The organism is Planococcus soli (genome assembly GCF_016881065.1).
In the GTDB taxonomy this organism is placed as follows: domain Bacteria; phylum Bacillota; class Bacilli; order Bacillales_A; family Planococcaceae; genus Planococcus; species Planococcus soli.
This window is the reverse complement of sequence record NZ_WXYN01000029.1, coordinates 53805-76325: the sequence shown is the minus strand read 5'-3', so window position 1 is coordinate 76325 and position 22521 is coordinate 53805. Positions and strand designations below refer to the sequence as shown.

The window sequence follows — 22521 nt, the reverse complement described above, 5'->3', positions numbered from 1 at the left end:
GTTCCCATTCCTATGGGTACTGGCTGGCTTGATGCTTGCTGGTTTGACAACAACTCTTGCATTGCGTGCACGCAAGCAATAATTAAGGATAATTTGGAATAAAGCTTAATAGATGTGAAGGGACTGTCCTTGGAAGCCATGAATTCGGCTTCCAGGCAGTCTTTTTTGTGGACATATAGAAAATCCTGTGTAAGACAGGAGTTAATATCGAAAGAGAAAAAATATATAACAAGCTTTAATAAGACTGTTTATTGAATCAAGAAACTGCTAATATATAGAAAAGATTAAGGACTTACAGCCATACAGTTTAGTTTAGGTAGTAATATATACCAACTTTACGGTAAATTCCGTTTTTCCTTTTCGTACCAAACTAACTGGAGGCACCCATGAAAAGCATCATTAAACAATTATTCTTAATGACAATCTATTCGTATTTGGCATATTTCCTCATATTAAATCAAGGGCTAATTGGCGGGCTGATGATCGCCGGGATGTTCTTGGTGGTTTGTCTTGTCATATTTTCTGCAAGCATTATAGGTACTGTAAAAGGCAGTCTGAACTTCATGAAAATCAGTAATATCAAAGAAGCGGTCGGATTGATGATTTTTTCCATCGTCCTGACAATTGTTGTGGCTTCAGTGACCATCATCAATTCGTTCGCCATTTACACGACCGGAGATGAAAATCTAGCTCTGACCAATAAAACCAGGTTATTTGCATCAACAGTGTTCCAGGTTTCTTCACAGCCTGAGCTGCTCAAAATTGAAAAAAATGGTGTCACTTATTACTTCTCTGAGAAAAATGAAGACGAAATAGCTAAAATTGATGAAGTACTCCAAAATGAGCGGAAAAGCTTTAACCAATTCCTGGGTACTCAAGATGAGGGCGGTTTGACGGTTGAGTTCCATGAGGACTATGAGTCGCTGGAATCCGGTTATGGCGCAGAAGAAGTTGCAGGCTACTACAACTTAGGCACCAAAAGCATCCATTTGGTTCCGACAGATGAAAGCTGGGAGCTGATTTTGGTGCATGAATATTCCCATTACCAAAGCCATCTTTTTTCCAATCAGCATAGCTTGTCGATTACACGGATTCCCTCCTGGTTTGAAGAAGGCATCGCTGATTACTTCGCTGATGAGTCCAGTGGGTGGTATGATCTGGAAAGTACAGAAATAATCGACTTTCATGAGCTTGACAGCCAACATGATTTTGACAGTGCTTCTACAGACACATATGATCCCTATGCACAAAGTTTTTTGGCAGTGGAAACTTTAGTAGAAGAATATGGGGAAGGCATCATACCGGATCTACTGATGTCCAGGTCTGCAACTGCATTCTACAAAAAGCTGGAAGCAATGATTGGCATGGATATTGAGGAATACGATGAGATTTTCCTCGATCAAAAGATAACTGAGCAAAAGAAGATGGATGACTGGTTTGAACAAGCTTATGAGCAGCTGGATAAGAAAGACTATGCAGCAATGGAAAAAACTGTGGATACCATTAAAGGTGCAGGGGACGAATACGATAGAGACGCAGCCGAATGGATCCTGGTGGATGGTTTACTGGATCAGAAAAAATTCGGGGAAGCTGCAGACCTGCTGAATCAGAAGATTGCCGAAGACACGGAAGAATTCCTTATCGATGATTTAATGCTTTTGGCGGAAATCTATTTGCTCATTGATCCGCAGTTATCGCTTGAGAAAGCCATGGAAGCAGAACGAGCATATCAAGAGAGCGGATACTATTATTTTGATGAAGAGATAATTCCCGTATACAAAAAAATCAATTCCTCAGAATCATTGGCAGGATATCGCCAATTGCTGCGTGAGGAATGGGTGTATAATTCATATGTGCTGGATAACCTGCGGGAAAAGCTGAGCAAGGATTATCCGGGAGAGTTCTAGAAACAGGGACAAGGCAGATTCTGTGACATTGCCTTTTTCAACCTCATTTTAATGGAAGGGTAGCCGGTACATAAATCCACATTACACCAATTTGGCAAGACCAGCCCGCTTCGAAAATCGAAGGGTGGCTGGTCTTTGTTTTTCATCAATAAATTTCTGTGAAGGAGGAACTTTTTCATGAACTGACTTAAGCTAAAAATGTATTCCAAAAAGTTTAAAAAAAGAGATTGCATTAGATGCTGCAAAAGGATATGATTTAAAACGTAATAGTTACGCTTTAAAAATATATAATATGTAGTATGGAAAGCTCTCTTCTTTCTCCAGGTTATTGAAAAGGAGAAAAGAGGAGATTATTTTTTTGGAATACAAATCGTAATAATTACAATTTGAAAAAGGAGAGTGTTTATTGATGAAAAATGCATTTATATTATTGCTTTTGGCATTGTCTATGTTATTAACCGCATGTACATCAGATGCAGCAGACAAAAAGGAAGAGGGGCGCAAAGAACTCAACCTGCTGTTCAATTTCGCAGCGAGGTCACTTGATCCCAACGTGGACAGCAGCTATGTGCCGCTGCGCGCAGGAATAACGGAAACCCTGGTTCATTTGAACGACGATACGCTGACGCTGGAGCCATGGCTGGCAGAAAGCTGGGACAGTGAAGATGGCCAGGAGTGGACGATTCGGCTGAGAGACGATGTAACGTTTCAAAACGGCAGCCCGATGGATGCGGCGGCCGTAAAAGCTTCACTGGAGCGTGCAATGGAGGACAATATCGCGATTAGCAATGCACTCCGGATTGAGTCGATCGCAGCGGATGGCTATCAGTTGACTATCAAAACGATTATGCCATTTCCTGAATTTCCATCTGAGTTGGTTCACCCGAATACATCAATTATTGATGTAACAGAGCCCGATTACATAAACAAACCGATTGGCACGGGACCTTTTGCCGTTTCCTCCTTCACACCCGGAACAGCAGTTGATTTAATCCGCTACGATCAATACTGGGACGGGGCTGCCAAATTGGAAGCAGCACGATTTTCTTTTAACGAAGACGCCAATGCAAGATCATTGGCACTTGAATCAGGAGATGCAGACATCGTTTTCCGTCCGGAAGTTCAAGGCTTGGAAAACCTGGAAGCAATAGAAGGGGTAGAGGTGGAATCCACTTCCACTTTTCGGGTCCATCAAATGACGATGAACCTCGAGCGTGAATCGATGAAAGACATCCATGTCCGTAAAGCTGTGGACGTACTGATCAATCGAGAGTCAATTGCGGAAACCATCCTGAAAGGCCATGCCGAAGTTGCAAATGGTCCGTTTCCTTCGACATTTACCTTCGCGCCGGATTACCCTGCAAAGCAGACCGGATCCGAAGAAGCCAGAACCCTTTTAGCTAAAGCGGGATATGAAGAAAAGGACGGTGTCATGCAAAAAGAAGGCGAGCCGTTGGTGCTTACTTTATTGACTTATAGCGCACGTGCTGATTTGCCGCTGATTGCCCAGGTATTCCAGTCGGATGCCAAGCAGCTCGGGATTACAGTAGACATCCAGCAAATTGAAGTGCCTGAAGAGTATATGGCCGCTAACCGGGATTGGGATTTGACAACCTACAGCAATCTGACTGCGCCTCGTGGGGATGCAGGATATTATTTGAATGCGACTTACCATCCGCAGGGTGCCTTGAACTTCAGCGGAGCGGACGACGATGCCCTGACTGCGATGATCGATGAGTTGAATGCAACTGTGGGTGAAAAATCACGATCGGCAATTGCTGAAAAAATTGCCCTGTACGTCGATGAGCAGGTTTACAACTCGTTTATTCTCCACCCGAATACATTGGTCGCCTATAATGCAGACAAAGTAGAAAACTGGGTAACTTCACGCAGTGAATATTACATGCTGACCAACACCTTGGATGTGAAGTAAATGGTTCGGATATTACTGAAAAGATCCATCGAAGTGACCGTTTTTCTTCTGCTGGTGACGTTTGTCAGCTTCTTGTTTGCACGGCTCGCACCAGGTGATCCGGTGCTGTCCATCCTTCGTGTTGACGATGTATCGGTAACGGCGGCACAGGTGGAAGAACTTCGGGAAGATATGGGATTTAATGAACCGCTCCTCGTGCAATATGGCGAGTGGTTCATGGATTTTGTGAAGCTGGACTTCGGCAATTCCTATTTGACCGATCAACCTGTTTTGGAAATGCTCCTCAGCGGACTTCCGGCTACGTTGGAATTGGCTGGAGGGGCGTTGCTCGTTATGCTGCTGATCGCATTGCCGCTCGGATCACTTGCCGCAATATACCGCGGCAGTTGGGTTGACCAGCTCAGCCGTTGGTTTTCCTTGATCGGAGCAGCGGTACCGAGCTTTTGGCTGGGGTTATTATTGATCGACTTGTTTGGTGTGCGGCTGAACCTGCTGCCGACAATGGGACGGGATGGCTTTGTTTCGATGATTCTTCCATCTGTAACTCTTGGTCTTGCCATCACAAGCGTCTATGTTCGGCTGCTGCGATCCAGCTTGATTGATTCTCTCAGCAATGATTACATAAAAGCGGCCCGTTCTAGAGGGATTTCAGAAATCCGAATCTTTTTCTTTCACGCGCTGCGTGCTGCTTTGCCTCCGGTCATTACCGTTTTTGGCGTCAGTCTTGGAAGTTTGATCGGCGGAGTAGTAGTGATAGAGGTGATCTTTGCCTATCCGGGAATCGGCAAAATGGTTGTAGAAGCGATTAGAGCACGGGACTACCCCGTCATCCAAGGATATCTGTTCATCATGGCCATCATCGTTTTTGTTGTAAATAGCCTGGTGGATATTTCTTACCGGTACTTGAATCCGGAAATTAGATTAAAGGAAGGGAAAGAGAGCCAATGACCGCTTTGACAATAAAAACACGCAAGCCCAATTGGAAAGCGGGCATGCTCATACTGCTGCTAAGCCTGTTGGCGCTGCTGGCCGCATATGCCTTCCTTTTTTTGAAGCATGATGCAGATGCGGTCGATTTGACTTCCCAGCTGATGCCGATGAGTTTTGACCACCCTTTTGGGACAGATCATTTGGGACGGGATGTGTTGACGCGGATTTTACTGGGCGCTCAGCTGACAGTCGGCTATGCTTTTATGGCGCTCTTGACTGCGGTAGCCATTGGCTTGCCTATCGGCTTAATAGCAGGCTATAAAGGAGGAAGGCTGGAACGGATTTTGATGCGCATTGCAGATGCGTTTCTTGCTTTTCCAGATACGATTGTCGCGATTGTCTTGAGCGGACTGTTGGGTCCTGGAATTGAAAATCTCCTGTTGGCCATTGTTTTTGTAAAGTGGGTCAATTATGCCCGCCTCGTCAGAAGCACAGTGGTCAGCGAACGCCAAAAAGAATATATTGCAATGGCGAAGATCAACGGCTTGGGAGACGGGCAAATTATCCGCAAGCATCTTTTTCCTCACATTATCGGTAATGTATTGGTGCTGGCCAGCCTGGATTTGGGAAAGATCATCCTATTGATTTCCTCATTATCCTATATCGGCCTTGGGGCACAGCCGCCGGCTCCAGAGTGGGGCGCCATGCTCAATGATGCCCGCCCTTATTTTCAATCGATGCCAGCATTGATGATTTATCCGGGACTTGCGATAGTGACTGTAGTGCTCATTTCCAATGTGCTGGGCGATTATTTGCGGGACAAGTTCGATGTGAAAAAGGAAGTGCAATCATGAGTGTATTGGAAGTTAAAAAGTTGACCGTTGGAACGAAAAATCAGCCCTTTGTCAAAGGAATTTCATTCGATGTTCAGCGGGGTGGCTGGGTGGCTGTTGTCGGGCAAAGCGGTAGCGGAAAAAGCATGACCGCTTCCGCAATCGGCGGGTTGCTGATGCCGAACTTATCAGCGGACGGGACGATCCGTTTTAACGGCAATGACATACTGGAAATGCCGTCAAAAAAAATGAGGAAAATACGAGGCAAAGGAATTGCCTATATTTTTCAGGATTATCAAAGCTCTTTTACACCGTTCTTAACGATCGGCAAACATTTTGATGAATACCAGCGGACTCATTTAAGCATAAAGAAATCCAAGAGAATAGAGAATACGCAACAGGCTCTTCTATCTGTCGGCCTCGCAGCCGATCTTTCGACCCGTTACCCCTTCCAGTTGAGCGGTGGACAGCTCCAGCGTGCTGCAATTGCGCTCGCTTTGCTGATGAAGCCTGACTTGGTGATAGCGGATGAGCCGACAACTGCCTTGGACAGCATTTCCTCCTATCGAATCCTGCAACTGCTTGCAAAACTGCAAAGGGAAACAGGCTGCGCTATTCTTTATATTACTCATGATCTTCGGCATGCCGCAAAATATGCAGACCGGATCCTGGTGATGAAAGAAGGACACATTGTTGAACAAGGAGAACAAGCAAAAATTTTGGCATGCCCTGAACACACGTATACCCGATCGCTGATTGAAGCGGTTCCGGTTCTTAAGCAAACGTCAAACATATAGTATGGGAGATAAATAATGGAGTTAATGAAAGTCAGCCATGTAGATAAAACCTATTCAAATGGTTTAAAAGTACTCGATAATGTGTCGTTTTCTCTCGAAAAAGGTGAATGTCTTGGCATTATTGGCGAAAGCGGCTGCGGAAAAAGCACGCTGGCCAGATGCCTGCTTCAATTGGAACATATAGATGCCGGGGAAATTTCAATTAATGGTGAACCGGTTCAAAATTTAACGAAAAAAAACTTCAAACCTTTCAGGAAGCAGATGCAAGCAGTTTTCCAGAATCCATCCGCTTCTTTGAATCCTAAACTGAAAATACGGGATTCTTTGATGGATCCTTATTTGCAGTTCGGCAGCCAAAAAGAGCTTCAGCATTTCAGTTACACGAGCAAAGAAAACTATGTTGGGCAGCTGTTGGAAGCAGTTGAACTTCCAGCTTCCCTAGGAGATCGGTATCCGCATGAACTGAGCGGGGGGCAGCAACAGCGAGTCACCATCAGCCGTGCCATCAGCATCGAACCGGAAATCATGATACTGGATGAACCCACCTCGAGCCTCGACGTGCTATCCCAAGCCTCACTTTTAAAATTGCTGGACAATCTTCGCCAGCAATTCTCACTTTCCTACATTTTCATTTCCCACGACTTAGCGGCTGTTGCTTCACTAAGTCAACAGCTGTTTGTTATGAAGGAAGGGCGTATGGTGGATGGTTTTGGGAGGGATGAACTTTTTTCCTGCGACCGGCACCCCTATACCAAGAATTTAATGTCTATGTTTTGATTGCATGGGAATTTAATAGACTTAATCATTTTTGCAATTTCACCATCAGAAAGTGAATATTATAGAATAGATAAAAATTACCCTGAAAGAGTAGGAGCTTCTAAATGAATCATCGTACTTACCTTGCCTTGGCAATCCCCTTGACCATTTCTACGGTGACCACTCCTTTATTGGGCGCCGTTGATACAGCAGTGGTGGGGCAATTGCCGAATCCCGCTTATATTGGCGGCGTTGCAATCGGCACGGTCATCTTCAACACGCTTTACTGGCTGTTTGGTTTCCTGCGCATCGGAACGTCGGGTTTTGCAGCGCAGGCGCACGGTGCCAATGACCGGCTGCTTGGAACGCTCGCTCTTATCAGGCCATTAATCATCGCGCTAGCGGTAGGAATCGGCTTTTTCATGCTGCAGAAACCGATTGAATACGCGGCGTTGAGTCTGCTCAATCCTGCCGAAGATGTGGCTGCTTTGGCCTCTGATTATTTCGGCATCCGGATATGGGGTGTGCCTTTTACACTGATCAACTATGTCATCATGGGGTGGCTGATCGGCATGTCCCGCATTAAAATTTCTGTGATGATCCAAGTTTTCATGAACCTGCTGAATATTGGACTGGATGTGCTTTTTGTTTTTGGATTCGGCTGGGGCGTTTCCGGGGTGGCAGCCGCTACTCTGATTGCCGAAGTGACAGCTTGCCTGATCGGCTTGCTGATTGTCTGGCGCGGCACTTCATATCGCTTCAAGCTGCCTTCTCTCAAGATGGTTGCCGACAGTTCATCTGTCCGTAAAATGATGGCTGTCAATCAGGACTTGTTTATCCGTACCATCTGCCTGCTTGCTGTCTTTAATTTGTTCACCTATAAAAGTGCGGCTTTTGGAACGGAGACCTTGGCGGCGAATGCAGTGCTGCTGCAAATCCACTACTTAATGGCCTATTTTTACGACGGCCTTTCCAACGCTTCGAGCATTCTTTCCGGCAAGGCGATTGGATCCAAAGATCCGGCACTTTTCAAAAAGAATTTAAAGTTGTCTTTTCAGTGGGCTTTCTTTTCATCACTCGTGTTGACTGCGCTTTATTGGCTTTTCAGCACGAAGATCTTTTCCATGTTTACAGCGATTCCAGAAGTCATTGAACTGGGCGGACTTTATGGAGACTGGCTGTTGCTGTTTCCTTCAGTTTCAAGTTTCGGCATCGTTTTGTATGGCGTATTTACGGGGGCAACTGAAACGGCGCCGATCCGAAACTCCATGCTATTGTCATTAGGGGTCTTTCTGCTGGCGCTATGGACAGGGGTTCCAATTTTGCAGAACCACGGTGTGTGGCTGGCGTTTATCCTGTTCAGCCTCGGACGGTCCCTCTTTCTGATTTTGTATATTCCGAAGCTGAATCGGCTAATGGATAAAGTTTAGGAAAGTTGCCGGGGGCAGGCGTATTCTGGTGTTTTTGGTGGAATGGCTTTGCTCTTTGACATCTCTTGAAAAATAAAGTACATTATCATATGGACGAACAATTTTAAAGATATATAGATATATCATTCGTGTATAGGGGTGTAATTTATGGAAAATGTATTTGATTACGAAGATATTCAGTTGGTTCCCGCAAAAGCAGTGGTAGACAGCCGTTCAGAATGTGATACGTCGATTGAGTTTGGCGGACGGACTTTTCAATTGCCAGTTGTACCTGCAAATATGCAGACCATCGTAGATGAGAAAATTGCCAAATTTCTGGCTGAAAATAATTATTTTTATATTATGCATCGCTTCGAACCCCAAAGACGGTTGGCGTTTGCAAAAGACATGCAGCAGCGGGGCCTTTATGCGTCCATCAGCGTCGGCGTAAAACCGGAAGAATATGAATTTGTCCAGCTATTGGCTGATGAAAAAATCACGCCGGAATACATTACGATTGATGTGGCTCATGGCCATTCCAATGCAGTGATCAACATGATACAGCATATCAAGAAATTGCTTCCGAACAGTTTCCTGATTGCCGGAAATGTCGGTACACCTGAAGCGGTCCGGGAATTGGAGCACGCTGGAGCGGATGCCACAAAAGTAGGCATTGGACCAGGGAAAGTGTGCATCACCAAAATAAAGACCGGCTTTGGCACAGGAGGCTGGCAATTGGCGGCACTGCGCTGGTGTGCAAAAGCGGCAAGCAAGCCGATCATCGCAGACGGCGGCATTCGCACACATGGCGATATTGCCAAGTCGGTCCGTTTTGGGGCATCAATGGTCATGATCGGTTCTCTTTTTGCCGGACACGAAGAATCACCGGGCCAAACCATCAATCAGGACGGCAAATTGCTGAAAGAATATTTCGGTTCAGCATCGGAATTCCAAAAAGGCGAGAAGAAAAACGTTGAAGGCAAGAAAATGTTCGTGGAATACAAAGGGTCGTTAAAAGACACTTTGGTGGAAATGGAACAAGATCTTCAATCCGCGATTTCCTATGCTGGAGGAGACAAGCTGCTTGCAATCCGCAACGTGGATTACGTTATCGTTAAAAATTCGATCTTTAATGGCGACAAAGTTTATTGAAAAACGCAAAACCCCTCAATCTGTCGATGGAGGGGTTTTGTGCTGTTTGGAATTCTTTAAGCGATCCAATTGCCAAATGACTATGGAAACAATAATGACGGCAGCAAATAGAAGATATTGGACGTTTGCCGGGACCGCTTGTGTAATTCCATAAACAGCAGCGAGCTCTAAAATCACTGCTGGAACTTTGCCGATTGTGCTGGCGAGCCAGAACAGTTTGGCGTTTATCTTTGTGAGTGCCGCACCTGCTGTAACAAAACCGGATGGCATAAAGGGAAGCAGCCGAAAAAGGATTACCAGGCTGAAAACGCGTTTATTCGATTGATGCTGGAATTTTTGCCAAAACGGGTGGCGGAGCCATTTCGGATTGACTTTGGAAAATCCAAGGCGATACAGATAAAATCCCAGTAAGGCACCAAAAATTTCACCGGCAAATGTTAATACTGCACCGCCATGTAAGCCAAACGACTGGATGTTGACTGCGGTCACCAGGACACTCGGAATAAAGCCGGCAGCTCCTACTGCTAAGTTGACGATAAGAAGAACGATAAATTCCATCCAAACAGGTAAATAATCGATAAAAACTGCCTCCTTTAAATGGTTTGATATTACATATGGACTTGTACATTGATCAATCTGCATTTCTGACAGAATGAATGTTTAGTTATATTTTATCACGGATGCAAAATGGCGTTTAAGGAAAATCGGATGTCTGACGTTTTTATTGTAACTGGAGAGACACCACAAAATCCGGGAATTTAATCTTCGTTAGTTTTTAAAGAGCAGACGTTTTATTTTTTAATGAAATGGATAAGGAATAGTAAAAGAAAAGAAGAAAGGAGGTTCAGTGGAGAGGGAACTGACAAATTTTTCCGGTCAATGGAAGGAGCCAGTTGGTGAGCAAAAGCTGAAAATATCCAGAGGAGGAACGATTCATGAAGATTACAGACATTATGACTACCGATGTAACGACCTGCAATCCGGATATCACTATCCGGGAGCTGGCATCCAAGATGATGGAACTTGATGTTGGATCCATTCCAATCAGCGACGGCGAGCGGTTGCTTGGAATTGTGACAGACCGCGACATTGTCATCCGGGGAATCGCTGCTCAAGTTTCATTGGATCGACCTGTCTCTCAGATTCTAACGTCACACTTAGTTACCGGAACAACTGAAATGTCCATTAAAGACGCTGCTGAGGTAATGTCCAAACATCAAATTCGGCGACTTCCGATTGTGCAAAATGACCAGTTGATCGGCATCGTTTCGTTGGGTGATATTGCCGTAAGAGACCGTACCGACGACAATGCCAGCATGATCTTAGAGGAAGTATCCGAATCTGATAACACGAGACTGCAATAACGGGAAAGGGTTTGTATGGGATGTCTCCTTCGGTAAAATAAGTCAAACCATTTTTAAAGACCGTTAATTCTTTCATGAGTTAACGGTCTTTAAAAAATGGAGGAATTAAAAGTGTGGCGGCATATTTTCAGCGTCTGGATAGAACTTTTTTATGCCCACCAGACTATAACTGAAGGTTATTAATCGAAACTTATGCGGGTTTAAAACGTAAAGAACTAGACTATAAAAAAAGAGGTGAGAGTTTGCACAACCAAAAACGAATCCGGGATTATGGTGTGAAAATTGGCAGTATGAAGCCGGGAGCTTTGAATGCCATAACAGATGTCGCAGGAGTTACCGTTGGCCACGTCACGTTGAGCGATGGCAATATGCAGACCGGAGTGACTGCCATCTTGCCGCATCAAGGAGATCTGTTTCATGACAAGCTGATTGCTTCAAGCCATGTCATCAATGGCTTCGGGAAAACGATGGGAACCATCCAATTGGCGGAGCTCGGTACGCTGGAAACACCCATTGTTCTGACCAACACATTAAATGTCGGGACAGCAGCAAATGCAGTTATCGATTATATGCTGGAGAAGAACCCTGATATCGGAAGTACAACCGGTACGGTAAATCCGGTCATCGGTGAATGCAACGACATGTTTCTCAATGATGTCCGCAGCCGTTTTGTCAAAGAAGAACATGTGCGGCATGCGCTGGACCATACAGGAGTGGAGTTTGAAGAAGGTGCAGTCGGAGCGGGAAGGGGAATGCTGTGCTATTCGTTAAAGGGCGGAATCGGTTCTGCTTCGCGCATCTTGGAGCTTGGGCATGGAACTTATACTATTGGAGTATTGGTGCTGTCGAATTTTGGAATGCTTAGCGATTTAATGGTGAGCGGCAATCCGGTCGGCAAAGAATTGAAGAAACACATTCTGCAATCCTATAAGGAAGAAGATAAAGGTTCAATCATGGTCATCCTGGCAACCGACCTTCCTTTATCCGAACGGCAATTGAATCGCATACTGAAACGGGCAGTCACGGGACTTTCTCGAACCGGATCGATCATCACCAATGGCAGCGGTGAAATTGTTCTCGGTTTTACAACGGCTAATAAAATCCCGCATGCCAAACCGCCGCAATGCCTGGCAATTGCAACCATCCATGAAGAAGATATGGACGAGGCTTTCCGGGCCGTAGGAGAAGCAGCGGAAGAAGCTGTATTAAATTCGTTGATCACTGCAAAATCCATTGTTGGACGTAATGGAAATGAACGGCCGGCATTTAAAGACTTGCTTGAGAAATTCCAAATACCGCTTACAACCAAACTGAACCCTTAAAGGGTTCTTTTTCATTTGATTAAAAAATTTCATAAAAAAACATACTTTTATACTCTGGGCAGGCAATTATACTTCAGGAAAATGCTTGTTTGTTTAATGGACAATTTTCCGAAGCAGTAAATAAAATTTAAAATACTCATTGAACTTAAGGGATGTAACGATAGAAGAAGGATGAATGAGAAGATTTGAATATATTTCTTTAAGTTTAAAATGCAGAAAAATGATAAATTGATAAATATCCATTTACAAGTTGTATAATAAGATGTAGTCTAATAGTGTCATAAAAAATAGTTCATTTCAGTTAAATAGTAAAATATATAGGTTATTAGGCTTTTGAAACAGTGTAGATTAAATTTTTGTAATTTTTAGTTTTAACACTTTTTTGTTTTTCACCTGATAAAGTTTTTGAAGGGATGAAGAAAATGATTATAGCAGACCCGATTAAAGAAATGGCCGTTATTCTGCAGAAAGCGCTGGATGCTGAAGTGGAAGTAACCGGGAATCTCTTTTTGGTAAAAAAGCTTAGAAGTTTAGTCATCCAAACTGATGAAACTAAATTTTCGTTTAAAGTGGATTGCGATATCACGTTCCAAGCATTGCAACAGCCAGGAATCATGATCAACAAGGCGGAAATCTTACTGCTGCCGTCAGAACTGTCCGTGTTTTTATCGGTTTTGATCAGCCACATCCACCCGTTGCCAAACAATTATATGCAGCGTGTTGTGATGGAACCAAATGTTTATTGCCTATACATGGAATCCCGTGAACTTCCTGAAGCCTTTGCAGAACGTATTGCATCAGCCCTAAATGCGATTGATTGGTAGACTTGCCGCATAGAACCGCCTTCCTGTTTTAACTGTCACTGAATAGCGCTAAAAAACAGTACAAGGTGGTGTTCATATGTATAAGAATTGTTTCTCGTGCATCTCGGCAAGTATGTTATTTTTGACCATGCTGCCGTTGACATTGGCGGCCATTCATTGGTTCAATAAACCACTCGAATTGCTGATGAGTTTCCATCTTCATTTCCCTTGCTTTCTGAGTGGATTTGGAATTGTGGCCGCATTAATCGGCGCAAAAGGTGACATGAAGTTTAATCTTGTTTTGTTCAACGTGCTGACATTGAGCTTATACTTGATATTTTCCACTAATCTACACTCTCTGTAAGTCCGCTAAAGCAAACAAAAAGATGGAGAGCTGCCCAGCTTGGTGCAGCTCTCCATCTTTTTTATATTAGCTGCCAATGACTGGGCGCACCCATAGCTTTGAAAAGTCGACATAGCCAAAATGGCTTATGGAAATATTCATCAAATCTACGGAAAAAGGAATTTGCCTTTTTTCATAATACAGTGGAATCATTAGAGATGACTCAATAAGCTGCCGTTCAATTTTCAAATTTAGTGCTGTCCACTGTTCAAAAGGCATATCTGAATATTGCTGCATGTAATTGCTGAACATGGGCTGGGATTTCATAATGGCGGCCAGTGGCGAATAGCCATTTGAAAGAAAGTAAAAAAATGAAAAATTCTGGTTCATTTCAAACACTTCGCCGTGAACAAAAAGGTCGGCTGTCTGGTCATCTTTTGTGTCGAGCATTTTGTCCCGAAAAGACAGCCAGACGATTTCGGCAGGAATGCCCTCACTTTCGAGAGCTTTTTTCAGCCAACGGGTTGAACCACTCGTGTAATTTGCCGCCTTAATAACCAACGGCTGTTCGAATATAGGTTTTTGGGGAAATGGCAGTGAATAAGGCTGTTTCTGGCCGATCAGGCAGCTTTGGTGGTTGGGCATTGCCCGCGGATGAAACTGGCCGATTGTATGGCGGTGTTTGGCAATTGCGTAATGGACATAATCACGTACTTCTTTTTGGTTTATGGGGGAATCGCGAAATGCATTCATAATAACTGCGCCAAAACCGGAATCGCTTTCGACTTGAAATGTATCTTCGCTCCTATCATTTGCCGAAGTTCGATATGCAAAGTCAAAGTCTTCAGGCACTTGGATAAACTGCACAGAGTCAAGCAATGGCCGTTCCTGGAAATAATCCTCAAAAGCCATTAATGTGGTTTTCAATTCGTGGTTTTCCTCGACGAAAAAACTGCCGGAACCAATAGGATTTAAAGCAGTTCCCTTGTAGATGCTGGCATTGATCATGCCAAGCATTTGCAGGCAATAGCTGCAGCCGCCGGGAAAAGAGATTTCAAGAGCGTGCGGGGAAATGGCTTTAATGGCGGTGATTGGCTTCCATAACTCCACATAGGCAGCATCCGTCCGCAGCCGTTCCAGACAGTCCACCACATCTTCCACATCCAGAAATGATCCATCGTGAAAATGGACTCTTTTCCGAAGATAGAGGCGAAGGCAGGTGGGAGTCAAATCCCAGCTATGGGCCAGTTCAGGAGAAACGTGGCCGCATTCATCGACCGACACTAACCGGTTATAAACTGTAGCAACCATATTGGCGCTATGGACATCTGCCGCATGGAGTGGATGGAGGGTCAATAACGGATACTTTCTGGGAATAATCAGTTTGTCGCTGTCACTTGTGTCGTTTTGGATATAGCCGAAATTAGATCTGAATTTATGCATCAAACGCTGCCTAATTTCGGGCGACCAATCGAATAAAAGATATTTTCCGGCGGTTTCAATCGACTGTTCTTCAATCAATTGAGAGAGCTGGTGTTCGTATGCTTCTTCCACATTTTTAAGCCAATTTAGATGAGAAGGATTACCTCTGCCACGGCCAGACGTGAAAGTGAACCAGCCTTCGTTAGCCCATTTGCGCAAAAGGCGTGTCGTCTGCTTGCTGCTCAGATCAAGCAGATCTGCCAGTTGAGTTTGTTTGACGTAGCCGGATGGCACAGCTTGCCACAGGGCCAAAAGAGTTTTTTCCATGCAGTCTCCTCCTAAAAGTGGACAAAGATATATAAAATGTCTATTTTTAGCATCTTTCGTCTAGTTTAATATACATAAGACAAGGGGGGGCTGACAAGATGAAATGGAAAGACTATCCACAGAATATTAAAGTGCGTTTAATCACGTCTTTCTTTAACCGAGCTGTTACTTCAGCTGTCATGCCGTTCATGGCTCTGTTTTTTGCACAGGAAATGAGCAAAGTGTGGGCAGGGTCCTTTTTGATCATTACGGTCTTTATCGGTTTTTTTGTCAACTTAATTGGCGGGTATATTTCCGATCGCTTCCCGCGTAAAAAGGTGCTGGTTTTGACTTCGTCACTCAGTGCAGTCATGTTCCTGCTGATGGCGCTCAGCTTGCTGCCGGAAGACAAATGGATCGGCCTCTTTGCAGCTGCCTATGTCATCTTTATCGTCACCAGCAGTTTGGGCAGGCCGGCAATGCATGCCATCATCATCGATTCAACGACTCCTGAAAACCGCAAAGCGATATACGCCATCGATTACTGGATGGTCAATTTATCGATGGCTATCGGCGCGGCACTCGGTGGATTACTGTATCTTAATCATCAGATCGAGCTGTTTGTTCTCTTGACCGTGACGTCTGCCAGCCTGCCAATGGCCTATCAGATTTGGCTGAAGGACGAACGCGTTCAGAGTTTGAAAAAACAGCACAACAATGTGCTGATTGATTTGCTCCAAAATTACAAAGTTGCTTTCCAGGATCGTCCTTTCGTTAAAGTGGTAGTCGGCTCCATGTTCATCTTTTCAGCTGAGTTTTCGTTGAACAGCTATATAGGCGTCCGACTTGCCGAAAACTTTGAGACCTTCACCATCGCGGATTTTGATGTTGCAGGAGTTCGGATGTTGAGCCTGTTGAATATCCAGAACATGCTGCTGGTCGTCTGCCTGACTTTCGTGGTCAATAAATTCACAGACCGCTTTTCCAAACAACATGTTCTGCTGGCTGGATTGTTGCTTTACAGTGTTGGCTATGTCACCATAACGTCAGCGAACAGCTGGTATTTATTGATCTTGTTCAATTTTATCGGTACCATCGGTGAATTGGTGTATTCACCGGTCCGCAATGCGGAAATGGCAAATATGATTCCGGAAGACAAACGCGGCTCGTATTCCGCGTTCTCCAACTTTTCATTCAGCGGAGCGGATCTGCTGGCGCGTTCGACCATCATTATTGGCGCATTTCTAATACCTACCATGATGTCCGTTTATATCGGTGTGCTGTTGATGGTAGGAACGCTTTTGGTTTATACAGGATTATTTGCCAGAAAAATTGGGGAAGAGCAAGTAGTCAGACCGGAAATTGTTTAAAAAAATGAGGAGGTCAAAAGAATGGCTATGAATATCAGAAATGCAGTTCCAGCAGATGCCGACCATTTGGCTGATCTTATGAAACATGTAGAAAAGTCCGGTTACATGCTATTCGAAGCGGGGGAACGAAAAACTACGTCCGAGCAGCTGCAAAAACGGCTTGTTGCCATGGATCTTAGATCAACCGTGATAGTGGCTGAAGAGCAGTCGAAGTTAACGGGCTACCTATTCGCAATAAATGAGGAAGTCAACCGGAAACGGCATTCAGTCTATGTCGCGATAGGCATCCACAAGGGAGAACGTGGAAAAGGAATAGGAACCAAGCTTTTTCTGGCTTTAGAAAAATGGGCAAAAGAGAAGAAGCTTCACCGCATTGAATTGACGGTACTGGAGCACAATAAGGCCGCGATTGCCCTTTATATAAAAATGGGATTTGAAGTGGAGGGAATAAAGCGAGATTCCCTATTGATAGACGGTAAGTACGTCAACGAGTTGTATATGTCGAAACTGCTTTAAAGTATGAAAAATAGAGAATACTCTTTAACCTGTTAGAAATGGAGGCTGGTTAAAGGGATTTTTATTACATTAAATTCTAAAAAATGTTTAATATTGTAGTTTATCTGTATTTTTAGCTATTAAAATTGTAAACTAGAAAGGACGTTTTATTAGGAGATGTATCAATGAATTTATTAATTTTTTTCTTTCTTGAAAATATGGCTTTAATCATTGCACTAATGTACATAGCTTTAAAAGCAAAAGAATATTTATTTCCTGATTCGAACGAATCAAAATTATTATTGTTTTTGATTGTAATATTCATTAGCTTTTTATCCTTCTCTGTTATGTACAACCCCTTTGAATATCAAGGGATGAGGATAGATTTAAGGGAAGTTCCGCTTTATTTTATTTCCTATGTAGGGGGATGGAAAGTAGGGATCTTATCTGCGATTTTCCCTTCTTTTTACCGTTTTTCTCTTGGTGGTCCCACTGTAGTGGAAGGAATTCTTCAGACGGTAATATTGCCTGTCATTTTAGGAAGCCTATTCCGCAATAAAAAAACAGTCAATAAGTTTTTTGCGCTGCTGGATATTAAAAGGATGATGATCGGATGGGCGGTTTTCGAACTTCTGAAATCAATATGGATGGTGGCGACAACACCGGCGACCCCTTTAATGACCATTTCGATGGCTGTTTTTGCCGGAATCGCGGTCCTTTCGATGGGTCTGGTTGCCAATGGCGAAAGTCACCACATATTGGTTCGAAAAGAATTGGAATTTTTCTCGAATCAGGATCATTTGACGCAACTGCCCAATATGCGCTATTTCAGAAGCAAGGTCCAGACTTTGGTTGCGCAGCAAGTACCCGTGGCCATCGTCATGCTCGATGTGGATTATTTTAAATCCTATAACGATACACATGGACATCAAAAAGGAGATGCTGTGCTTCGGTCAATCGGCCAATTGCTGCAAGACAATACCCGCAATAAAGATTACGTGGTGCGTTATGGCGGTGAGGAGTTTATTTTCTGTATTACCGATCCGTTTGATGATCTTGAAGCGCTGGCGATTGCCGAAAAAGTACGGGTTGGAATCGAGCAATACCATTTTGACGGGGAACAGCTACAGCCTAATGGAAAGCTGACCGTATCAATGGGGATCAGTCTAGACTCTTATCACAAATCACTCGAACAACTGATTGGTGAAGCAGATCAATCTTTGTATCATTCCAAACGAAACGGAAAAAATCAAGTTTCATCTTTTGGAATAACAGATCTACGCGAAGCCATTGAAATATGATTTAGGAAAGCAACCACAGTAAGACATCCGCTTTAAGGAAAAGCGGATGTCTTTTTTATTGCGGATTGAAAGTTAGACATATCAGTTAGCATAGTTGGGTAGAGGATAAGAGAAGGCTGAAACGTGAGGCAGCGGATTCAGAGCAGGGGGGATTCAAGTGGAGCATCATCTGCAATCAGGAATAGCAGGTCTGGAGGCAGCAGCTGTCATTTTACTCTTTTTCACCTTTCTTTTCTATCCGCTGGCTGCTGCATTAACGAGCCTGCGCTATAAAGCGTGGCCGCTGTATCGTCTTTTTTTCTGGAGTCTTGGAATTTTCACCATCGCAATCAGCTTTACCGGGCCTTTGGCTGATTTCGCGCAGACTAGCTTTGTCGGACATATGTGGACGCATTTGCTGCTTGGCATGCTGGCACCACTCTTGTTAGTGCTCGCAATGCCAACGACCTTGCTGTTGAGGTCGCTGCCTATTCGAGTGGCAAGAAAAGTTTCCTCTCTTTTTAAGAGCCGGGTTATCAGAATTTTAAGCAATCCGATTACTGCATTTATTCTCAATATCGGTGGAATGTATGTGCTGTACCTGACCAGTTTGTTTGAATGGATGCACCAGTCCGTGTTTGTCTATGCAGTCATCCACGTTCATGTATTTTTAGCGGGCTATCTGTTTACAGCTTCCATTATTTATGTAGACATTGCGGCTCACCGTCTGGGTTATCTATTTCGTTCGATTGTTCTCATTCTATCTTTGGCGGCACACAAAATCCTCTCAAAAATCATCTATGCCCATCCGCCTGCAGGTGTTTCCCGGGGAGAGGCAGAAACAGGAGGGATGGTCATGTATTATGGAGGAGATTTAATCGAGCTGGCTATCATCATTATCCTTTGTTATCAATGGTATAAATCAACTGCTCCGAGAAAGACAGAGCCGGTCAAGGATGCATAAAGCTCTAATAGGCTGCTTGAGCTTTTCTTTNCGCCGCTTCGCCAGATCGTCTTATGCCCGTCGAATCTACATAGGCGCTTGCGCTTTTCTTTTTCCCCGGCAAATTTTATTGCTTTGGGTTAAACTAGGGATAAACGTTTAAATTCGAATAATCGGCTCTACTACATAAGATCGAATGGATTTGAGCATCAACATCATTAGGAGGCAATTCATGAATAGTTTTATTGTTATGCAAGGGGAGACCTATCAGGAAGAACGAAATGCGGGGGTTCTTTGGACGCCCCAGATCGACAAGTCCGGCATGGTGCCGCATTCCTGGAATCGTATGCAGGAACTGAAAAAAGGCGATATCGTTTTTCATTATGTAAAAGGATATTTTGTGGCTATTAGCCGAGTCCGTAAAGATTGCACCAAAGGCTCCAAGCCGAAAAATTTAGATGAGGGGCCTAAAGAAAGCGAAGATGCTTATATTGCGTACACTGATTATCGGGAGCTTGAAAATCCGCTGTCCGTCAAAGAATACTTCCGCGATATTCAGCCATTGCTGCCAGTGAAATATGCAGCCTTCCAGGAAGATGCCAGCGGCAATTCAGGATATCTTTATCCGTGCAATGAAGAACTGGCGATGAGAGTTTTGGAGCTCATCAGCTCCTTGAATATCTTCACATTAGAAGTGGAACAGTTGGAGCTGGCGATGGAAGTCATCAAAAAAACGGAACATAATCCACTGCTTGGGTTGATTGCAGAAGCTGAATTGGAAATCAAAACAAAAATGCGCAGAGGCAAAGAACAATTCCGGGATAGCTTGTTGCCCTTATGGAATGGTGAATGTCCGCTTTGCGGGATTGCTATCGACGATGTCCTGAAAGCAAGCCATGCCAAGCCTTGGAAAGACAGTTCAGACAGAGAGCGGTTGGATCCTTTTAACGGAATCCTGCTTTGTGCCAATCACGCAGCCTTGTATTCGGCGGGACTCATTGCCTTTACTGGCGGTGGCCGTCTGCATATATCGAGCCGAATCACGGAAGAAGACTATCCGGTCTATAGACTGCGGAAAAATTTGAAAGTGCCGGTATCCCCTGAACACGCTCCATATTTAAGATGGCATAAACGAATCGTTTTTGCCGAACCGAGAAAAGTGAAGTTGCTGACAAATCAGGAATAAGCCACTGCTGCTTTCTTAACGGGCATTGAAAAATCTGTTCTAAAAGTTTCGATTGCGTATGTCTTTTGCCGCAGGGAATATGCTACACTGAGAACAAGTGAATAATCATGCAGAAAAAAGGTGCTGATTCGTCAGCATAACAGGGAACCCGGTTAGATTCCGGGGCTGTTTCCGCAACTGTAAGTGCGTATGAAATAAGAAAATGCCACTGTCGAGATGATCCAAGTCATCTGGACGGGAAGGTTCTTAGATTAAAGCGATGCACAAGCCAGGAGACCTACCTTTTTTTGAACGTATTTTTACTCTTCGGAAGATAAGGGGATCATACGGCACAATGTCTATTTTTGACTGCTGGAGTATGTCTCTGAATAGCTATGGCGCCGCCCTTTTTTGAGGGCGGCTTTTTGCTGTTTTGCGGGAGCGTTCAATGCAGCGGTGTTCACCAAACAGAAGTGAGGTGAAAAGATGAAAAAAGACATGCGTTTTCTGTGCTATCCGTTCATGCGTGAATCAGCTTCGACAGTGGATTTTGAAATCAGGACCGATTCCCTGACCACCCGAATAGGGGAAGCATTATCATTGACAACCAATGTGGAGGCAGTTCAGCGGGATTTACAGATTCTCCAGCCGATGGCGTACCACTTGAATGGCTCTGTGCGCGGCAAGCTTGCCATTGAACAAGAGGATTTGAATGTGTTGAGTGACATGTATGATTATTATGTAAACCTTACCAAAGACAAAATCGGAAATTTTGTGTTGCCGCAAGGAACACACGCCGCCTGTGTACTGCATGTATGCCGCAGCGAAGCAAAAAAATCCGTCCGTGCCTTGCACAAGGTGAGTCTAGAGAGAGCTGTGCCCGAGATTCTCTTTGATTACGCCAACCTGTTAGCGAATGTGCTATTTACGATGGCGGTGTATGTCAACCAGTATCACGGCGTGGAAGAAATTCCTTTTGTCAGCAAGTCCTATCCAACAAGACCTAAACAGAAAGAAGTGGCCAACAACGAATGAAAACTAACCTATTTAAGTTCCTATCCATCGGTACAATAGCTTTAGCTCTAGGAGCCTGCCAGTCCGACACAGCTGAAACACCCGAATCAGAAACGGCAGCAGAGCCTAAGGAACAAACAGAATATACAGTAACCGATGACTTGGATAAAGAACTGACCTTCGAAGAAGTACCGGCAACTGTCGTGTCTTTGATTCCGAGCAATACCGAGATTTTGTATGAAATTGGGGCAGGAGATAAACTGGTCGGTGTCACGGACTATGATAATTACCCGGCTGAAGCAGCGGACGTAGAGCGTGTCTCCGATTCTGTGGCGTTTAATGCAGAACGCATTATCGAATTGGATCCGGATGTTGTTATCGGCTATTCGACAGGAGGGCCAACCGGTTTTGAAGATCTTGAAGCAGCAGGAATCCAAGTGTTTGTTATTGAGTCAGCCGAATCATTTGAAGATGTCTATGGCGATATTGAGCAAATCTCCACTGTAATGGGCCTTGAAGATAAAGGTGATGAACTGATCAGTTCGATTCAACAGCAAATTGAAGACGTACAGGAAAAAGTGGCATCCGTGGAAGAGAAAAAAGAGATTTATTTTGAAATCAGCCCATCCCCGGAAATCTATACGACTGGCCAGAATACCTTCCAGCAGGAAATCCTGGATCATGCCCAAGTCAAAAATCTATTCGGCGATCTTGAAGGATGGCCGCAGATTTCTGAAGAAGAAGTCATCGAACGGAATCCGAAAATCATTGCAACAACTGTCTCGTATGTTGAAGATCCAATTGACGAGATCAAAGCACGTGAAGGCTGGAACGACATCGAAGCCATTGAAAACGATCAGGTGTTTTTCCTGGATTCGGACATTACGTCGCGGCCGGGACCGAGAATCGGTGATGCTGTTGAGTTAGTGGCTGAAACCGTATATCCGGAAGTTTTCGAATAAAATTGGCAAAACCCC

At 44.2% G+C, this 22521-nt stretch carries 21 protein-coding genes and 1 riboswitch; of the genes, 19 read left to right on the top strand and 2 right to left on the bottom strand.

Annotated elements, in window-relative coordinates; genetic code table 11:
- Positions 1–386 precede the first annotated feature (386 nt).
- From GJB59_RS13635 to guaC, 8 genes are all read left to right on the top strand, one after another.
- Positions 387–1907 (top strand): gluzincin family metallopeptidase, encoded by a 1521-nt coding sequence (locus GJB59_RS13635; RefSeq protein WP_142829944.1) that lies wholly within the window; start codon positions 387–389, stop codon positions 1905–1907.
- A 409-nt stretch (positions 1908–2316) separates the two neighbouring features.
- Positions 2317–3840: a nickel ABC transporter substrate-binding protein gene (gene nikA / locus GJB59_RS13630; protein ID WP_142829946.1), complete on the top strand. Its 1524-nt coding sequence runs from the start codon at positions 2317–2319 to the stop codon at positions 3838–3840.
- Positions 3841–4788: a nickel ABC transporter permease gene (gene nikB / locus GJB59_RS13625; protein ID WP_142829948.1), complete on the top strand. Its 948-nt coding sequence runs from the start codon at positions 3841–3843 to the stop codon at positions 4786–4788.
- Positions 4785–5624 carry a nickel transporter permease gene (nikC, locus tag GJB59_RS13620; protein ID WP_142829950.1) on the top strand — a complete coding sequence of 280 codons (840 nt, stop codon included), beginning with the start codon at positions 4785–4787 and terminating at the stop codon, positions 5622–5624. The genes nikB and nikC overlap by 4 nt, the downstream gene beginning before the upstream one ends.
- The gene (locus tag GJB59_RS13615; protein WP_142829952.1) at positions 5621–6400 is read left to right on the top strand and encodes an ABC transporter ATP-binding protein; all 780 of its coding nucleotides are present in this window, start codon (positions 5621–5623) and stop codon (positions 6398–6400) included. Before nikC ends, GJB59_RS13615 begins: the two co-directional genes overlap by 4 nt.
- Before the next feature lie 15 nt (positions 6401–6415).
- Positions 6416–7177: an ABC transporter ATP-binding protein gene (locus GJB59_RS13610; RefSeq protein WP_142829954.1), complete on the top strand. Its 762-nt coding sequence runs from the start codon at positions 6416–6418 to the stop codon at positions 7175–7177.
- 104 nt (positions 7178–7281) lie between these two features.
- Positions 7282–8586: an MATE family efflux transporter gene (locus GJB59_RS13605; protein WP_142829956.1), complete on the top strand. Its 1305-nt coding sequence runs from the start codon at positions 7282–7284 to the stop codon at positions 8584–8586.
- A gap of 147 nt (positions 8587–8733) precedes the next feature.
- On the top strand, positions 8734–9717 hold the full coding sequence (guaC, locus tag GJB59_RS13600) for a GMP reductase (protein ID WP_142829958.1): 984 nt from the start codon (positions 8734–8736) through the stop codon (positions 9715–9717).
- Positions 9718–9732: 15 nt separating this feature from the next.
- On the opposite strand, the gene GJB59_RS13595 is transcribed toward guaC, so the two are convergent.
- Positions 9733–10275 carry a TVP38/TMEM64 family protein gene (locus tag GJB59_RS13595; protein ID WP_236015684.1) on the bottom strand — a complete coding sequence of 181 codons (543 nt, stop codon included), beginning with the start codon at positions 10273–10275 and terminating at the stop codon, positions 9733–9735.
- 377 nt (positions 10276–10652) lie between these two features.
- On the opposite strand from GJB59_RS13595, the gene GJB59_RS13590 reads away from it, so the two are divergent.
- From GJB59_RS13590 to GJB59_RS13575, 4 genes are all read left to right on the top strand, one after another.
- Positions 10653–11081, top strand: a complete 429-nt coding sequence (locus GJB59_RS13590; RefSeq protein ID WP_142829962.1) for a CBS domain-containing protein — start codon at positions 10653–10655, stop codon at positions 11079–11081.
- 242 nt (positions 11082–11323) lie between these two features.
- Positions 11324–12403, top strand: coding sequence for a DmpA family aminopeptidase (locus GJB59_RS13585; RefSeq protein ID WP_142829964.1), 1080 nt, complete (start codon positions 11324–11326; stop codon positions 12401–12403).
- A gap of 422 nt (positions 12404–12825) precedes the next feature.
- Complete coding sequence (locus GJB59_RS13580) at positions 12826–13227, top strand: hypothetical protein (RefSeq protein WP_142829966.1); 402 nt, start codon at positions 12826–12828, stop codon at positions 13225–13227.
- A gap of 76 nt (positions 13228–13303) precedes the next feature.
- Complete coding sequence (locus GJB59_RS13575) at positions 13304–13570, top strand: hypothetical protein (RefSeq protein WP_142829968.1); 267 nt, start codon at positions 13304–13306, stop codon at positions 13568–13570.
- A gap of 66 nt (positions 13571–13636) precedes the next feature.
- On the opposite strand, the gene GJB59_RS13570 is transcribed toward GJB59_RS13575, so the two are convergent.
- A complete protein-coding gene (locus GJB59_RS13570) occupies positions 13637–15298 on the bottom strand; it encodes an ABC transporter substrate-binding protein (protein ID WP_142829970.1) in 1662 nt (553 codons plus the stop codon).
- A 98-nt stretch (positions 15299–15396) separates the two neighbouring features.
- Here GJB59_RS13570 and GJB59_RS13565 point away from each other — a divergent pair, with 98 nt between their 5' ends.
- From GJB59_RS13565 to GJB59_RS13535, 7 genes are all read left to right on the top strand, one after another.
- Positions 15397–16647 (top strand): MDR family MFS transporter, encoded by a 1251-nt coding sequence (locus GJB59_RS13565; RefSeq protein ID WP_142829972.1) that lies wholly within the window; start codon positions 15397–15399, stop codon positions 16645–16647.
- A gap of 27 nt (positions 16648–16674) precedes the next feature.
- Positions 16675–17163, top strand: coding sequence for a GNAT family N-acetyltransferase (locus GJB59_RS13560; RefSeq protein ID WP_142830089.1), 489 nt, complete (start codon positions 16675–16677; stop codon positions 17161–17163).
- 164 nt (positions 17164–17327) lie between these two features.
- Positions 17328–18443, top strand: a complete 1116-nt coding sequence (locus tag GJB59_RS13555; RefSeq protein WP_142829974.1) for a diguanylate cyclase — start codon at positions 17328–17330, stop codon at positions 18441–18443.
- A gap of 157 nt (positions 18444–18600) precedes the next feature.
- The gene (locus GJB59_RS13550) at positions 18601–19386 is read left to right on the top strand and encodes a cytochrome c oxidase assembly protein (RefSeq protein ID WP_142829976.1); all 786 of its coding nucleotides are present in this window, start codon (positions 18601–18603) and stop codon (positions 19384–19386) included.
- Between the two features lie 211 nt (positions 19387–19597).
- Positions 19598–20551 (top strand): HNH endonuclease, encoded by a 954-nt coding sequence (locus tag GJB59_RS13545; RefSeq protein ID WP_142829978.1) that lies wholly within the window; start codon positions 19598–19600, stop codon positions 20549–20551.
- A 100-nt stretch (positions 20552–20651) separates the two neighbouring features.
- Positions 20652–20850: riboswitch (cobalamin riboswitch) on the top strand.
- Between the two features lie 166 nt (positions 20851–21016).
- Positions 21017–21565: a cobalamin adenosyltransferase family protein gene (locus GJB59_RS13540; protein ID WP_142829980.1), complete on the top strand. Its 549-nt coding sequence runs from the start codon at positions 21017–21019 to the stop codon at positions 21563–21565.
- Positions 21562–22506, top strand: a complete 945-nt coding sequence (locus GJB59_RS13535; RefSeq protein ID WP_142829982.1) for an ABC transporter substrate-binding protein — start codon at positions 21562–21564, stop codon at positions 22504–22506. The genes GJB59_RS13540 and GJB59_RS13535 overlap by 4 nt, the downstream gene beginning before the upstream one ends.
- The last annotated feature ends 15 nt before the right edge of the window (positions 22507–22521 follow it).

Coding starts and splice junctions, on each gene's coding strand:
- GJB59_RS13595 (WP_236015684.1), bottom strand. CDS start 10,275: ATGGAATTTATCGTTCTTCTTATCGTCAACTTAGCAGTAGGAGCTGCC.
- guaC (WP_142829958.1), top strand. CDS start 8,734: ATGGAAAATGTATTTGATTACGAAGATATTCAGTTGGTTCCCGCAAAA.
- GJB59_RS13535 (WP_142829982.1), top strand. CDS start 21,562: ATGAAAACTAACCTATTTAAGTTCCTATCCATCGGTACAATAGCTTTA.
- nikC (WP_142829950.1), top strand. CDS start 4,785: ATGACCGCTTTGACAATAAAAACACGCAAGCCCAATTGGAAAGCGGGC.
- GJB59_RS13590 (WP_142829962.1), top strand. CDS start 10,653: ATGAAGATTACAGACATTATGACTACCGATGTAACGACCTGCAATCCG.
- GJB59_RS13610 (WP_142829954.1), top strand. CDS start 6,416: ATGGAGTTAATGAAAGTCAGCCATGTAGATAAAACCTATTCAAATGGT.
- GJB59_RS13615 (WP_142829952.1), top strand. CDS start 5,621: ATGAGTGTATTGGAAGTTAAAAAGTTGACCGTTGGAACGAAAAATCAG.
- GJB59_RS13545 (WP_142829978.1), top strand. CDS start 19,598: ATGAATAGTTTTATTGTTATGCAAGGGGAGACCTATCAGGAAGAACGA.
- nikB (WP_142829948.1), top strand. CDS start 3,841: ATGGTTCGGATATTACTGAAAAGATCCATCGAAGTGACCGTTTTTCTT.
- GJB59_RS13540 (WP_142829980.1), top strand. CDS start 21,017: ATGAAAAAAGACATGCGTTTTCTGTGCTATCCGTTCATGCGTGAATCA.
- GJB59_RS13565 (WP_142829972.1), top strand. CDS start 15,397: ATGAAATGGAAAGACTATCCACAGAATATTAAAGTGCGTTTAATCACG.
- GJB59_RS13635 (WP_142829944.1), top strand. CDS start 387: ATGAAAAGCATCATTAAACAATTATTCTTAATGACAATCTATTCGTAT.
- GJB59_RS13580 (WP_142829966.1), top strand. CDS start 12,826: ATGATTATAGCAGACCCGATTAAAGAAATGGCCGTTATTCTGCAGAAA.
- GJB59_RS13605 (WP_142829956.1), top strand. CDS start 7,282: ATGAATCATCGTACTTACCTTGCCTTGGCAATCCCCTTGACCATTTCT.
- nikA (WP_142829946.1), top strand. CDS start 2,317: ATGAAAAATGCATTTATATTATTGCTTTTGGCATTGTCTATGTTATTA.
- GJB59_RS13575 (WP_142829968.1), top strand. CDS start 13,304: ATGTATAAGAATTGTTTCTCGTGCATCTCGGCAAGTATGTTATTTTTG.
- GJB59_RS13555 (WP_142829974.1), top strand. CDS start 17,328: ATGAATTTATTAATTTTTTTCTTTCTTGAAAATATGGCTTTAATCATT.
- GJB59_RS13570 (WP_142829970.1), bottom strand. CDS start 15,298: ATGGAAAAAACTCTTTTGGCCCTGTGGCAAGCTGTGCCATCCGGCTAC.
- GJB59_RS13560 (WP_142830089.1), top strand. CDS start 16,675: ATGAATATCAGAAATGCAGTTCCAGCAGATGCCGACCATTTGGCTGAT.